This is a genomic window from Streptomyces sp. NPDC046866, from assembly GCF_040704625.1.
In the GTDB taxonomy this organism is placed as follows: domain Bacteria; phylum Actinomycetota; class Actinomycetes; order Streptomycetales; family Streptomycetaceae; genus Streptomyces.
The window spans coordinates 23,592-37,129 of record NZ_JBEYXN010000009.1 but is presented as its reverse complement, the minus strand read 5'-3'; the positions used below and the strand labels follow the sequence as shown (position 1 = coordinate 37,129).

Annotated in this window: 12 protein-coding genes; 2 read left to right on the top strand and 10 right to left on the bottom strand. The window is 73.6% G+C overall.

Features of this window, described 5'->3' with window-relative positions; translation table 11 throughout:
• Window positions 1–8 precede the first annotated feature (8 nt).
• The 8 genes from AB0953_RS15750 to hrcA all read right to left on the bottom strand — a co-directional run bounded on the left by AB0953_RS15750 (window position 9) and on the right by hrcA (window position 8,103).
• A complete protein-coding gene (locus AB0953_RS15750) occupies window positions 9–1,064 on the bottom strand; it encodes a PhoH family protein (protein ID WP_366860013.1) in 1,056 nt (351 codons plus the stop codon).
• Between the two features lie 150 nt (window positions 1,065–1,214).
• The gene (locus AB0953_RS15745) at window positions 1,215–2,324 is read right to left on the bottom strand and encodes a PfkB family carbohydrate kinase (RefSeq protein WP_366860230.1); all 1,110 of its coding nucleotides are present in this window, start codon (window positions 2,322–2,324) and stop codon (window positions 1,215–1,217) included.
• Between the two features lie 243 nt (window positions 2,325–2,567).
• Complete coding sequence (locus tag AB0953_RS15740) at window positions 2,568–3,473, bottom strand: ribonuclease Z (protein ID WP_366860012.1); 906 nt, start codon at window positions 3,471–3,473, stop codon at window positions 2,568–2,570.
• Window positions 3,474–3,475: 2 nt separating this feature from the next.
• Entirely contained in the window at window positions 3,476–3,835 is a 360-nt protein-coding gene (locus tag AB0953_RS15735; RefSeq protein WP_366860229.1) for a histidine triad nucleotide-binding protein, read from the bottom strand.
• A 130-nt stretch (window positions 3,836–3,965) separates the two neighbouring features.
• Window positions 3,966–4,709 (bottom strand): 16S rRNA (uracil(1498)-N(3))-methyltransferase, encoded by a 744-nt coding sequence (locus AB0953_RS15730; RefSeq protein ID WP_366860011.1) that lies wholly within the window; start codon window positions 4,707–4,709, stop codon window positions 3,966–3,968.
• Window positions 4,706–5,797 carry a nitronate monooxygenase gene (locus AB0953_RS15725; RefSeq protein WP_366860010.1) on the bottom strand — a complete coding sequence of 364 codons (1,092 nt, stop codon included), beginning with the start codon at window positions 5,795–5,797 and terminating at the stop codon, window positions 4,706–4,708. The genes AB0953_RS15730 and AB0953_RS15725 overlap by 4 nt, the downstream gene beginning before the upstream one ends.
• 152 nt (window positions 5,798–5,949) lie before the next feature.
• Window positions 5,950–7,086 (bottom strand): molecular chaperone DnaJ, encoded by a 1,137-nt coding sequence (gene dnaJ / locus AB0953_RS15720; RefSeq protein ID WP_366860009.1) that lies wholly within the window; start codon window positions 7,084–7,086, stop codon window positions 5,950–5,952.
• A complete protein-coding gene (gene hrcA / locus AB0953_RS15715) occupies window positions 7,087–8,103 on the bottom strand; it encodes a heat-inducible transcriptional repressor HrcA (protein ID WP_366860008.1) in 1,017 nt (338 codons plus the stop codon).
• Between the two features lie 165 nt (window positions 8,104–8,268).
• On the opposite strand from hrcA, the gene AB0953_RS15710 reads away from it, so the two are divergent.
• On the top strand, window positions 8,269–8,994 hold the full coding sequence (locus AB0953_RS15710) for an MBL fold metallo-hydrolase (protein WP_366860007.1): 726 nt from the start codon (window positions 8,269–8,271) through the stop codon (window positions 8,992–8,994).
• A 28-nt stretch (window positions 8,995–9,022) separates the two neighbouring features.
• Window positions 9,023–9,835 (top strand): DUF3097 domain-containing protein, encoded by an 813-nt coding sequence (locus AB0953_RS15705; protein ID WP_366860006.1) that lies wholly within the window; start codon window positions 9,023–9,025, stop codon window positions 9,833–9,835.
• Window positions 9,836–10,151: 316 nt separating this feature from the next.
• Here AB0953_RS15705 and hemW read toward each other — a convergent pair whose 3' ends face one another.
• Both hemW and AB0953_RS15695 read right to left on the bottom strand, forming a co-directional pair.
• The gene (gene hemW, locus AB0953_RS15700; RefSeq protein WP_366860228.1) at window positions 10,152–11,354 is read right to left on the bottom strand and encodes a radical SAM family heme chaperone HemW; all 1,203 of its coding nucleotides are present in this window, start codon (window positions 11,352–11,354) and stop codon (window positions 10,152–10,154) included.
• 154 nt (window positions 11,355–11,508) lie between these two features.
• Entirely contained in the window at window positions 11,509–13,398 is a 1,890-nt protein-coding gene (locus AB0953_RS15695) for an AMP-dependent synthetase/ligase (RefSeq protein ID WP_366860005.1), read from the bottom strand.
• Window positions 13,399–13,538 lie beyond the last annotated feature (140 nt).

The following is a 13,538-nucleotide window of genomic DNA, read 5'->3' as shown; positions in this document are numbered from 1 at the left end:
GCTGGGTTCTACTTCCGCTGGTGTTCGTTCCGGGCGGGCCCGGTGACCCGGCCTTCCCGGCTGTCGTCGTACTTCTCGTACGCATCGACGATACGGCCGACCAGCTTGTGCCGGACCACATCCTCGGACGTGAGCATCGAGAAGTGGATGTCCGGGACGCCCTCCAGGATGGCCTGGACCTGGCGCAGGCCCGACTTGGTGCCGCCGGGCAGGTCGACCTGGGTGATGTCACCGGTGATGACGATCTTGGAGTCGAAGCCGAGCCGGGTCAGGAACATCTTCATCTGCTCGGGGCTCGTGTTCTGCGCCTCGTCGAGCACCACGAAGGCGTCATTGAGCGTGCGACCCCTCATGTATGCGAGGGGCGCGACCTCGATCGTGCCGTTGGCCATCAGGCGCGGGATCTTGTCCGGGTCGATCATGTCGTGCAGCGCGTCGTACAGCGGGCGCAGGTACGGGTCGATCTTGTCGAAGAGCGTGCCGGGCAGGAAGCCGAGCCGCTCCCCCGCCTCGACGGCCGGGCGGGTCAGGATGATCCGGCTGACCTGCTTGGACTGCAGGGCCTGGACCGCCTTGGCCATGGCGAGGTAGGTCTTGCCGGTGCCAGCCGGGCCGATGCCGAAGACGATCGTGTTCCGGTCGATCGCGTCGACGTACCGCTTCTGGTTGAGGGTCTTGGGGCGGATGGTGCGGCCGCGGTTGGAGACGATGTTCTGCGTGAGCACCTCGGCAGGGGTCTCCTCGGGACCGTCGCCGTTGTCGCTCGCCTTGAGCATGGCGATCGAGCGTTCCACTGCGTCCTCCGTCATCGGCTGCCCGGTGCGGAGCACGAGCATCATCTCGTCGAACAGGCGCTGGATCAGTGCGACTTCCGCCGCCTCGCCGATCGCGCTGACCTGGTTCCCCCGGACATGGATGTCGGCCTTCGGGAAGGCCTTCTCGATCACGCGCAACAGGGCGTCACCGGAGCCGAGCACCGACACCATCGGATGGGTGGCCGGAACGGTGAAGTGGGCTCGCGCCTGCCCCGGGGCGGGGGTGTGGGCTGTGGGTGTCTGAGTCATGGGCCGGCACTGTGGCCTGCACATACCTCCTGCTGAGGGGCCGCGCCGATCGACGACCTCCGGAGTACCAAGGGTACGTCGCCGCGGGGGCATCCCCGAGGGGTTTTCCGGCGGCCTGCGCGGCCCCCGGCGGCCTGCGCGGTCGCGCGGCTACGCGAAGTGGCGGAAGCCGATCGTCGGGACCGCCCTGCGGCGCGGGGAGGGGGCCGTACCGCGCGGGATCAGCTCGTCCAGGAAGGCGTAGCGGCCGCGCAGGGCGTCGGGGGCCGTGCGCCACCAGTGGGCCACCTCCGGCCAGCCCGGCGCCGAGAGGGAGCCGCCGAACTCCTGCACGGACAGGGCGGCGGTCAGGCCGGCGAAGGCGAGCCGGTCGGCCAGCGGCCAGCCGGCCAGGGAGCCCGTGACGTAGCCCGCGACGTAGACGTCCCCGGCGCCGGTGGGGTCCAGGGCGTCCACGGCGATGCCCGGCACGTGCACCGTCTCGCCGCTGCCCGAGTCCACCGCGTACGAGCCCTCCGAGCCCATCGTGACCACGGCGACGGGGACCCGCTCGGCCAGCAGCCGGGCCGCCGTTCTGGGGCAGTCCGTGCGCGTGTACCGCATCGCCTCGCCCGCGTTCGGCAGGAAGGCCTCGCAGTGCTCCAGGTCCGTCAGGGCCGCCAGGTCCCAGCGGCCGCTGTCGTCCCAGCCCACGTCGGCGAAGATCCGCGAGCCGCGGCGGGCGGCCTCGCCGATCCAGCCGTCCTCCCGGCCGGGGGCCAGCGAGGCCACGGCCGCCCGGGCGCGCGGCGGGCACTGCGGGAAGACGCCGGGACCGGCCGGGGGCGGGGCCTCGTGGCCGTGCGAGACCATGGTCCGCTCGCCCTCGTACGCCATCGAGACGGTGACGGGGCTGTGCCAGCCGGGCACGGTGCGCGACATGGACAGGTCGATGCCCTCGCCCTGCTCCAGCGCGTCCCAGCAGTACTCGCCGTAGTGGTCGTCGCCGAAGGCCGCGGCCAGGGAGGTGCGCAGGCCGAGCCGGGCCAGCGCGGTGGCCATGTTGGCCACGCCGCCGGGGCTGGAGCCCATGCCGCGCGCCCAGGACTCGGTGCCGCGCACGGGGGCCGAGTCGAGGCCGGTGAAGATGATGTCGAGGAAGACGGTGCCGGTCAGGAAGACGTCGCAGCCGGGTTCGTGGGGGTCGCGCAGCGGGCCGAGCGGGTCCAGGGCGGCGGTGCGGCCGTCCACGGCGGCAGTGCGGCTGCTGCTGGTGCGGATGTCCCGACTGGTCACGTCTTGCTCCCCGGTCCGATCGAAGGGTCGTTTCTGCGAGCGGTCTGCGCGTGGTCGTTCGACGGAAAGACGACAGCGGAAAGACGGACGGCCTTGCCGGTCCCCTCCAGAGCCGAGCACCCAGTGTGGCGCACGTCACCACCCCCGGGCGGCCCTTCGGCACCGCCCGGCCCCGCCGCCGGGCCGCACCGCCGCCCGGCGCTCCGGCGGCGGGCCGTCCGGCGCGGGTCAGCGGCGCTTGGGGACGGCGACGCGGGCCAGGTCCGCGGCGATGGTCAGCTCGCCCTCGAAGCCCGCTGCGCGGGCCTGGCGCTCGAACTCCGACGGGTCGCCGTAGCGCTGCGAGAAGTGCGTCAGCACGAGGTGGCGGACGCCCGCGTCACGCGCCGCCCGGGCCGCCTGCCCGGCGGTCAGGTGCCCGTGGTCGACGGCCAGCCGCTCGTCCTCGTCGAGGAAGGTCGACTCGATGACCAGCAGGTCGCAGCCCTCGGCGAGGGCGCCCACCCCGTCGCAGAGCCTGGTGTCCATGACGAAGGCGAAGCTCTGGCCCCGCCGGAGCTCGCTGACGTCGTCGAGGGCGACGCCGCCCAGCTGCCCGTCGCGCTGGATCCGGCCCACGTCGGGCCCCTTGATCCCGTGCCGGGCGAGCAGCTCGGGCACCATGCGGCGCCCGTCGGGCTCGGTGAGCCGGTAGCCGAAGGACTCCACGGGGTGGGAGAGCCGGCGGGCCTCCAGCGTGTACGGGGGCCCCTGGGCCAGCGCCCCGTCGCGGGCCACCGGCTCCTCGCGCAGCTGCACCGTCTCCCGGTAGGCGGTGGCGTGGCGCAGCCGGTCGAAGAACTTCTGCCCGGAGGCCGGGTAGTGCGCGGTCACGGGGTGGGGTACCTGGTCGAGGTTGATGCGCTGGATCACCCCGGCCAGTCCGAGGCTGTGGTCGCCGTGGAAGTGGGTGATGCAGATCCGGTTGATGTCGTGGGCCGCCACGCCCGCGCGGACCATCTGCCGCTGGGTGCCCTCGCCCGGGTCGAAGAGGATGCCCTCGCCGTCCCAGCGCAGGAGGTAGCCGTTGTGATTGCGGTGGCGCGTGGGCACCTGGCTGGCGGTGCCCAGCACCACGAACTCGCGTACGGACACGGCTATCCCGGCGGCCACTGCAGGCCGCGCCCGCCGATGACGTGCGCGTGCGCGTGGAAGACGGTCTGGCCGGCCCCGGCGCCGGTGTTGAACACGATCCGGTAGCCGTGCTCGTCGACCTGCTCCTGGGCGGCGATCTCGCCGGCCTCGCGCAGCACGTCGGCGGTGACGTTCGGCTCGGCGGCCGCGAGGGAGGCGGCGTCGGGGTAGTGCAGGCGGGGGATCACCAGCACGTGGGTGGGCGCCTGGGGGTTGATGTCCCGGAACGCGACGGTCGTCTCGGTCTCCCGGACCACCGTCGCCGGGACGGTCCCCGCGACGATCTTGCAGAACAGGCAGTCGGCCTGCGGTTCCCCGGCCATTGCTTCGCCTTCCGTGGGTGACGCGGGCGGTGCGCCGACGTCGACGTTGATCAGCTCCGGCATCGTATCCGCCGACGCCCGGGCCAGGGCCCGCCTTTCGGGCACGGCGGCTCTCCGGGACCGGCGCCTTTCAGGACCAGCGGCCGGTCCGGGCCAGCAGCACGGCCGCCGCCGCGGTGCCGGCGGTGGAGGTCCGCAGCACCGAGGGGCCCAGCCGGAAGGGCCGGGCGCCCGCCTCCGCGAAGACGGCCAGCTCCTCGGGGGAGACCCCGCCCTCGGGGCCGACCACCAGGACGATGGAGCCCTTGGCCGGGAGCTCGGCGGTGGCGAGGGCTCCCGACGGGTGGGCGCGGTCCTCGTGCAGGACCACCGCGAGGTCCGCCTCGGCGAGCAGCGCGGCGACCTGCTTGGTGCTCATCGCCTCGGCCACCTCCGGGAAGCGGACCCGGCGCGACTGCTTGCCCGCCTCGCGGGCGGTACTGCGCCACTTGGCCAGGGACTTGGCGCCGCGGTCGCCGCGCCACTGGGTGATGCAGCGCGCGGCCTGCCAGGGCACGATCGCATCGACGCCGGTCTCGGTCATGGTCTCCACGGCCAGCTCGCCGCGGTCGCCCTTCGGCAGGGCCTGGACCACGGTGATCCGCACCTCGGGCTCCGGCTCGTGGCCGGTGGCGCAGACCGCCACCGTCAGCCGGTCCTTGCCCTCGGCCGCCTCCACGACGGCCTCGGCCCATGCGCCGCGGCCGTCGGTGAGGACCACCGCCTCGCCCGGGTTCAGCCGCTTCACGGAGACCGCGTGCCGGCCCTCGGGGCCGTCCAGGACGAACCGGGGCCCGGCGGGCACCTCCTCGACCACGAACACGGGGGCGGTCATGACGTACTCCTCTTCTGCATGTCGTTCAACGCGCTCTGCGCCTCGGCGAGTTCCGCGGCCAGCACCTCCACCAGCCCGCCCGCCGGCAGCGCCCGCGCCAGCCGGTGCCCCTGGCCGGCCCACAGGGCCATGCCCTGCGGGTCGCCGGCCGCGGCGGCCGCCTTGCGCAGGCCCGCGGTCATGTGGTGGATCTGCGGGTACGCGGCCGGGGCGTAGGGGCCGTGCTCCCGCATGAACCGGTTCACCAGGCCCCGGGCCGGGCGCCCGGAGAACGCCCTGGTCAGCTCGGTGTGCGGGAACATCGGGTCGGTGAGCGCCTTCTTGTGCAGCGGGTGCGCGCCCGACTCGGGGCAGGGGAGGAACGCCGTGCCGAGCTGGGCCGCCTCCGCGCCGGCCGCCAGCAGCGCCGCGATCTGCGAGCCGCGCATCAGCCCGCCCGCCGCGATGATCGGAAGGGCCACCGCCTCCCGTACCTGCGCCACGAGCGCGAGCAGCCCGACCCGGGCCGTGCCGTCGGCCTGGGGGTCGTCGCGGTGGGTGCCCTGGTGGCCGCCCGCCTCGACGCCCTGGACGCACACCGCGTCGGCGCCGACCGCCTGGGCGGCGCGGGCCTCGTCCACCGAGGTGACGGTGACGATGCTGTACGTGCCGACCTTGCGCAGGGAGGCGAGGACCGCGGGCGTGGGGCAGCCCATGGTGAACGACACCACCGGGACCGGGTCCTCGATCAGGATCGCGAGCTTGGCGTCGTAGCCGTCGTCGCTGGTGCCGAGGGTGTCCTCCTCGGCCAGGGAGACGTCGTACCAGCCGGCCTCGCCGGCCAGCTGGCCGCGGTAGGCCTCGACGGCGGCCGGGTCGGCGTGCCCGGTCTGCGGCATGAAGAGGTTCACGCCGAACGGGCGGCGGGTGAGCGCACGCAGCCGCTTGACCTCCTGGTACATGCCGTCGGCGGTCTTGTAGCCGCCGGCGAGGAAGCCCAGGGCGCCCGCCTCGCACACGGCGGCGGCCAGCGCCGGGCAGGAGGCGCCGCCCGCCATGGGTGCCTGCACGATCGGGTACCGGGTCAGACCGTTCGCTGCCGAGGACATGCTGTGCATCGTGCCACGTCCCGCCCACGGGGCCGAATCACCGCATTCGCCTGGCATGGTCCCCTTCGGCGTCCGGCCGCAGGCGGCCGGACGCGCCGCGGGCCCGGCCGGGGCATGTCCCCGGACCGGGCCCGCAGCTGCGGTCCTGCGGCTCAGCGGCCGTTGAACGCGTCCTTCAGGCGGCTGAACAGGCCCTGCTGGCCCGGCGCGAACTGGCCCATCGGCCGCTCCTCGCCGCGCAGCTTCGCCAGCTGGCGCAGCAGCTCCTCCTGCTGCGGGTCCAGCTTGGCGGGGGTCTGCACCTCGACGTGGACGATCAGGTCGCCGCGACCGCCGCCGCGCAGGTGCGTCACGCCGCGGCCGTGCAGCGGGATCGACTGGCCGGACTGGGTGCCGGGCCGGATGTCGACCTCCTCCATGCCGTCCAGCGTCTCCAGCGGGCACTTGGTGCCCAGGGCCGCCGCCGTCATGGGGAGGGTCACCGTGCAGTGCAGGTCGTCCCCGCGGCGCTGGAAGACCGGGTGCGGGAGCTCGTGGATCTCCACGTACAGGTCGCCGGCGGGGCCGCCGCCGGGGCCGACCTCGCCCTCGCCCGCGAGCTGGATGCGGGTGCCGTTCTCGACGCCGGCCGGGATCTTGACCGTCAGGCTGCGGCGGGAGCGGACCCGGCCGTCGCCCGCGCACTCGGGGCACGGGGTCGGGACCACGGTGCCGAAGCCCTGGCACTGCGGGCAGGGGCGCGAGGTCATGACCTGGCCCAGGAAGGACCGGGTGACCTGCGAGACCTCACCGCGGCCGCGGCACATGTCGCACGTCTGCGCGGAGGTGCCGGGAGCGGCCCCCTCGCCGGAGCAGGTGGTGCAGACGACGGCGGTGTCGACCTGGATGTCCTTGGTCGTGCCGAAGGCGGCCTCGTCCAGCTCGAGGTCGAGGCGGATCATGGCGTCCTGGCCGCGGCGGGTGCGCGAGCGCGGGCCGCGCTGTGCCGCCTGGCCGAAGAAGGCGTCCATGATGTCCGAGAAGTTGCCGAAGCCGCCGGCGCCGAAGCCGCCCGCGCCCGCGCCGCCCGAGGAGGACAGCGGGTCGCCGCCGAGGTCGTAGACCTGCTTCTTCTGCGGGTCCGAGAGGACCTCGTAGGCCGCGTTGATCTCCTTGAAGCGCTCCTGCGTCTTCGGGTCCGGGTTCACGTCCGGGTGGAGTTCGCGCGCGAGGCGGCGGAAGGCCTTCTTGATCTCGTCCTGCGATGCGTCGCGGCGCACGCCGAGTACGGCGTAGTAGTCCGTGGCCACTTACGACTCCGCCAGGATCTGTCCGACGTAACGTGCCACTGCGCGTACCGCTCCCATCGTTCCGGGGTAGTCCATGCGGGTCGGTCCGACCACGCCGAGTTTGGCGACAGTTTCGCCGCCCGAACCGTAGCCGACCGACACGACGGACGTGGAGTTCAGTCCCTCGTAGGCATTCTCATGCCCGATCCGTACGGCCATGCCCGATTCGTTGGCCTCGCCGAGCAGCTTGAGGAGCACGACCTGCTCCTCCAGCGCCTCGAGCACCGGCCTGATCGTCAGGGGAAAATCGTGCCCGGAGCGCGTCAGATTGGCGGTGCCGCCGATCATCAGGCGCTCCTCGGCCTCCTCGGCCAGGGTCTCCAGCAGCGTCGACAGCACGGTCGACACCGTCGGCCGGTCCTCGGGCTCGAACGACTCTGGCAGGTCCTGCACCAGCTGCGGGACGTCGGTGAACCGGCGGCCCACCACGCGGCTGTTGAGCCGCGCCCGCAGATCGGCCAGCGAGGCCTCGCCGAACGGCAGCTGGCAGTCGACGAGCCGCTGCTCGACCCGGCCCGTGTCCGTGATCAGCACGAGCATCAGGCGGGCGGGTGCCAGCGCGAGCAGCTCGACGTGCCGGACGGTGGAGCGGGTCAGCGAGGGGTACTGGACGATCGCGACCTGCCGGGTCAGCTGCGCGAGCAGCCGCACCGTGCGGCCGACGACGTCGTCGAGGTCGACGGCCCCGTCGAGGAAGTTCTGGATGGCCCGGCGCTCGGGCGTCGACAGCGGCTTGACGCCGGCGAGCCTGTCGACGAAGAGCCGGTAGCCCTTGTCCGTGGGGATGCGCCCGGCACTGGTGTGGGGCTGGGCGATGTACCCCTCCTCCTCCAGCACCGCCATGTCGTTGCGCACGGTGGCCGGCGAGACTCCCAGTCGGTGCCGCTCGGTCAGCGCCTTGGAGCCGACCGGCTCCTCCGTCCCGACATAGTCCTGGACAATGGCGCGCAGCACCTCGAGTCTGCGTTCGCTGAGCATCGCGTGCACACCTCCAGCTGTGATGCGGGTCGTCGTGGTGATCGTCCGTGGCGTCTGGCACTCGGGTCGCACGAGTGCCAGAGAACCCCCGGTCAGTGTACGGCCGGGTAGTACACGGCTAGCAAGGGCGGCCCGCCAGGTGACCTTGCCAGGTAGCGTCGCGGCATGGACGTACGTTGGGAAGAGGCCGGGTGGGAGCGGTTGACGCGGCGGACCGGCCGCAGACGCCTCCCGGTGTGGGATTGCACGGTGGGACTGGTGGTCGGCGACGATTCCGTCCTCGTGGTCGACCCGGGTTCGAGCCTCCGGGAGGGGGCTCGGGTACGGGCCGAGGCGGAGCGGCTGACGGGCCGGCGCGTGACCCATATCGCATTCACCCACGGCCATTTCGATCACGTCCTGGCCGGGGCCGCGTTCTCCGGGGCCGAGGTGTACGGGGCCGTCGGCCTGGACGCCGAGCTCCTCGCGGGCGGCGACGGGCTGCGCAGGGACGCGGTGCGCCACGGCCTGGACCCGGCGGAGGCCGCCGAGGCCGCCGACCTGCTCGTGCCGCCGCGGCACCTGGTGTCGGGCGAATGGACGCTGGAACTGGGCGGAGTGCAGGCGCTGCTGGCCAACGTGGGCCCCGGCCACACCGGGTACGACCTGGCCGTCTTCGTGCCGGGCGAGCGGGAGACGGTGTTCTGCGGGGACCTGGTGGAGGAGTCGGGCGAGCCCCAGGCGGGGCCCGACGCGGTGCCGGGGCAGTGGCCGGCGGCCCTGGACCGGCTGCTGGCGCTCGGCGGGGAGGACGCCCTGTACGTGCCGGGGCACGGGGCGGTGGTGGACGCGGCGTTCGTGCGTGCGCAACGCGACACACTGTCGGCGCGTTTCGGCGTGTCGGGCGTCTGAGCGCGCCGGCTCTCCTAAGGTCGGCCGGATGCGTGAGTACTCCCCCGACCTGACCCCGCCGTGGAAGCGCGCCAAGGCCGTGCCCGTGCCCGAGGTGCCGGCCGAGCCCGACCTGGTGGTCGAGGTGGCGGGTACGGACTTCTGCGGGGCCGTGGTGGGCTGCGAGGCGGGCGCGGTGACGCTGGAGGACCGCTTCGGCAAGCGGCGGGTCTTCCCGCTCCAGCCGGGCGGGTTCCTGCTGGAGGGGGCCGCGGTGACCCTCGTACGGCCCCCGCGGACCCCGGCCGGGCCGGCCGGGCCGCAGCGCACGGCGTCGGGCTCGATCGCCGTGCCCGGGGCGCGGGCGCGGGTGGCGCGGGCCGGGCGGATCTACGTGGAGGGGCGGCACGACGCCGAGCTGGTCGAGCGGGTCTGGGGCGACGACCTGCGGATCGAGGGGGTCGTGGTGGAGTACCTGGAGGGCGTCGACGACCTCCCGTCGATCGTCGAGGCCTTCGCCCCCGGCCCGGACGCCCGCCTGGGCGTGCTGGTGGACCACCTGGTCCCCGGCTCCAAGGAGTCCCGCATCGCCGCGGCGGTCTCCTCGGAGCACGTGCTGGTGGTGGGCCACCCGTACGTGGACGTCTGGCAGGCCGTGAAGCCGGCCGCGCTCGGCATCCGGGCCTGGCCCGAGGTCCCTCGGGGCCAGGACTGGAAGAAGGGCGTCTGCCGGGCGCTGGGCTGGCCGGAGAACACGGGGGCCGCCTGGCGGCACATCCTGTCCCGGGTGACCTCGTACCGCGACCTGGAGCCCCCGCTGCTGGGCGCGGTGGAACACCTGATCGACCACGTCACGGCCTGACGCCGCCGCTGCCGCTGCCGCTGCGCGGAGCCAGTCCCCTCCCCGCCCCTTCCCGAAACCGGGGGCTCCGCCCCCGGACCCTCCCCCAGCTACCGCTGGGGGTACCCCAGCGCCTCAAACGCCGGCGGGGCTGGAATTGCCGCGCAGCGGCACGATCCAGCCCGCGCGGCGTTTGAGCGCACCGGGCGCGAAGCGCACGGAACGGGGTCCGGGGCGTCGGCCCCGGTTTCGGGAAGGGGCGGGTAGGGGAAGCGGCTCCGCGCAGCGGCAGCGGCAGCGGCAGCGGCAGCGGCAGCGGCAGCGGCAGCGGCAGCGGTCAGTCGACCAGGTCGCGGACCACGGCGTCGGCGAGGAGCCGGCCGCGGAGGGTGAGGACGGCGCGGCCGTCCGCGTAGGGGCCCGGCTCCAGCAGGCCGTCCTGCAGCGCACGGCGGGACGCCGCCAGCCCGGCCGGAGCCAGCAGGGACAGCGGGCAGCCGTCCACCAGCCGAAGCTCCAGCAGGATCCGCTCCACCCGCCGGTCCTCCTCGGACAGCAGCTCACGCCCGGCGCCGGGCGACCGCCCCTCGGACAGCGCGGCCGCGTACGCGCCCGGGTGCTTCACGTTCCACCACCGCACGCCGCCCACGTGGCTGTGCGCCCCGGGACCGGCGCCCCACCAGTCGGCCCCCCGCCAGTACAGCTCGTTGTGCAGGCAGCGCCCGGCCTGCGAGGTGGCCCAGTTGGACACCTCGTACCAGCCGTAGCCCGCCGCGGCGAGCACCTCGTCGGCGATCAGGTACCGGTCGGCGTGGACGTCGTCGTCCGTCATCGGGACCTCGCCGCGCCGGATGCGCCGCGCGAGCTGCGTGCCCTCCTCCACGATCAGCGCGTACGCCGAGACGTGGTCGGGCCCGGCGCCGAGGACGGCGTCCAGCGAGGCCCGCCAGTCGTCGTCCGACTCCCCGGGGGTGCCGTAGATCAGGTCCAGGTTGACGTGCTCGAAGCCGGCCTCCCGGGCCTCGGCGACGCACGCCTCGGGGCGGCCGGGGGTGTGCGTGCGGTCCAGCACCTTCAGCACGTGCTGCTTGGCGCTCTGCATGCCGAAGGAGATCCGGTTGAAGCCGCCGGCGCGCAGCTCCGCGAGGTAGGCGGGGTCCACGGACTCCGGGTTGGCCTCGGTGGTGATCTCGGCGTCGTCGGCGAGCCCGAACTCGTCGCGGATCGCCGCGAGCATGCGGACCAGGTGCGCGGCGGGCAGCAGCGTGGGGGTGCCGCCGCCGACGAACACGGTGCGCACGCTGCGCGGGTCGTCGCCGAGGACCTTGCGGGCGAGGCGGACCTCGTCGATCAGGGTGTCGGCGTAGTTGTCGCGGGAGGCGAGCACACCGCCGGTGCCCCGCAGCTCGGTGGCCGTGTAGGTGTTGAAGTCGCAGTACCCGCAGCGCGTGGCGCAGTAGGGGACGTGCAGGTAGAAGCCGAGGGGCCGGTCCCCTGCGCCCGCCAGGGCGTGCGAGGGCAGGGCGCCGTCCTCGGGCATGGGGTCACCGTCGGGCAGGGCGGAAGGCATGCCACCATTGTCCCGCACGCCGCCCGGGGCCCCGGCCGCCGGAGCCCGCCCGGGCCCTTGCCGGGGGCGCCGCGGCCGGCGGCGCCCCGGGCCGCGGGGCCCGGGCACCGCCGCCGTGCAGGGGTCACGCCTCGCGGGCGCCCTCGTACATCTCGTCGATCAGGTGCTTGAACTCACGCTCGACCACCGGCCGCTTCAGCTTCAGGCTGGGGGTGAGGTCGCCGTGCTCGACGTCGAGGTCGCGGGGCAGGATCCGGAACTTCTTGATGGTCTGCCAGCGCTGGAGGCCCTCGTTGAGGGTCTGTACGTACGTCTCGACGAGCCGGTTGGTCTCGGCGGCGGCGAGCACCTCGGCGTAGCTCTTGCCCTCCAGGCCGTGCTCGGCGGCCCAGCCGAGGATGGCGGCCTCGTCGAGGGCGATCAGGGCGGTGCAGAAGTTCCGGTCGGCGCCGTGCACGACGATGCTCGACACGAACGGGCAGATCGCCTTGAACTGGCCCTCGATCTCGGCCGGGGCGACGTACTTGCCGCCGGAGGTCTTGATCAGGTCCTTCTTGCGGTCGGTGATGCGCAGGTATCCGTCGGGCGAGAGCTCGCCGATGTCGCCGGTGTGCAGCCAGCCGTCCTCCTCCAGCACCTCGGCGGTCTTGTCGGGCTGGCCGTGATAGCCCTGCATGATGCCGGGGCCGCGGAGGAGGATCTCGCCGTCGTCGGCGATGCGGACCTCGGTGCCGGGCAGCGGCTTGCCGACGGTGCCGGTGCGGTAGGCCTCGCCGGGGTTGACGAAGGACGCGGCGCTGGACTCGGTGAGGCCGTAGCCCTCCAGGATGTGGACGCCCGCGCCGGAGAAGAAGTAGCCGATCTCCGGGGCGAGGGCCGAGGCGCCCGAGACCGCCGCGCGCAGCCGGCCGCCGAAGGCGTCGCGGAGCTTGGAGTAGACGAGCGCGTCGGCGATCTTGTGCTTGGCGGCGAGGCCGAGGGGGACGCTCGGGTTGCCGGTGCGGCGGTAGTTGTCCTGGGTGGTCCGGGCGTACTCGCGGGCCACGCCGACCGACCACTTGAAGATCTTGTACTTGGCGCCGCCGCCGGCGCGGGCCTTGGCCGCCACGCCGTTGTAGACCTTCTCGAAGATGCGCGGGACGGCCGCCATGTAGGTGGGCTGGACCACCGGAAGGTTCTCGATGATCTTGTCGATGCGGCCGTCGACGGCGGTGACGTGCCCGACCTCGATCTGGCCGGAGGTGAGCACCTTGCCGAAGACGTGGGCGAGCGGCAGCCACAGGTACTGGACGTCGTCGCTGGAGATCATGCCCGTGGCCACGGTGGCCTTGGCCATGTACGACCAGTTGTCGTGCGGCAGGCGGACGCCCTTGGGGCGGCCGGTGGTGCCGGAGGTGTAGATCAGGGTGGCGAGCTGGTCGGAGGTGATGGAGCCGATGCGCTCCTTGACCGCGTCCGGGTGCTTGGCGAGGTACTCCTTGCCGCGCGCCTCGAGTTCGGCGAGGGAGAGCACCCAGCCCTCCGGGTCCCCCTCGGCCGCGACCGCGTCGGCGGCGTCCAGGACGACCACGTGGGCGAGCTCGGGCAGGTCGGCGCGGCGCTCGCGGGCCTTGGCCAGCTGGGCGGCGTCCTCGGCGATCAGCACGCGGCTGGCGGAGTCGGAGAGGATGAACGCCGACTCCTCGGCGTTGGTGCTGGGGTAGATGGTGGTGACGGCGCCGCCCGCGCACATCACGCCCAGGTCGGAGAGGATCCACTCGACGCGGGTGTTGGAGGCGAGCGCGACCCGCTGCTCGGGCTCCAGGCCGAGGTCGATCAGTCCGGCGGCGATGGCGAAGACCCGCTCGGCCGCCTGGCCCCAGCTCAGCGACTTCCAGTCGTCCGGTCCGCTGCCGGAGGCGGCGGGCACCGGGTACCGGTAGGCCTCGTTGTCCGGCGTGGCGGCGACACGCTCAAGGAAGAGGGCCGCCACGGTGGGCGGACGGTTCTCGATCAGGGTCTGTGTGTCGCTCACGGACGTCCTCCGGACCACGCGGCAGGGCCTGCCGCCCTAGTGGGGGGACGGCGGCTTCCAACAGGGCTTGCAACCAGGGGTTGTAACTGGCGAGTAACCAAACGGGTAGTGATCAGGGTAGGGCGCCTCCGGCTGACGCG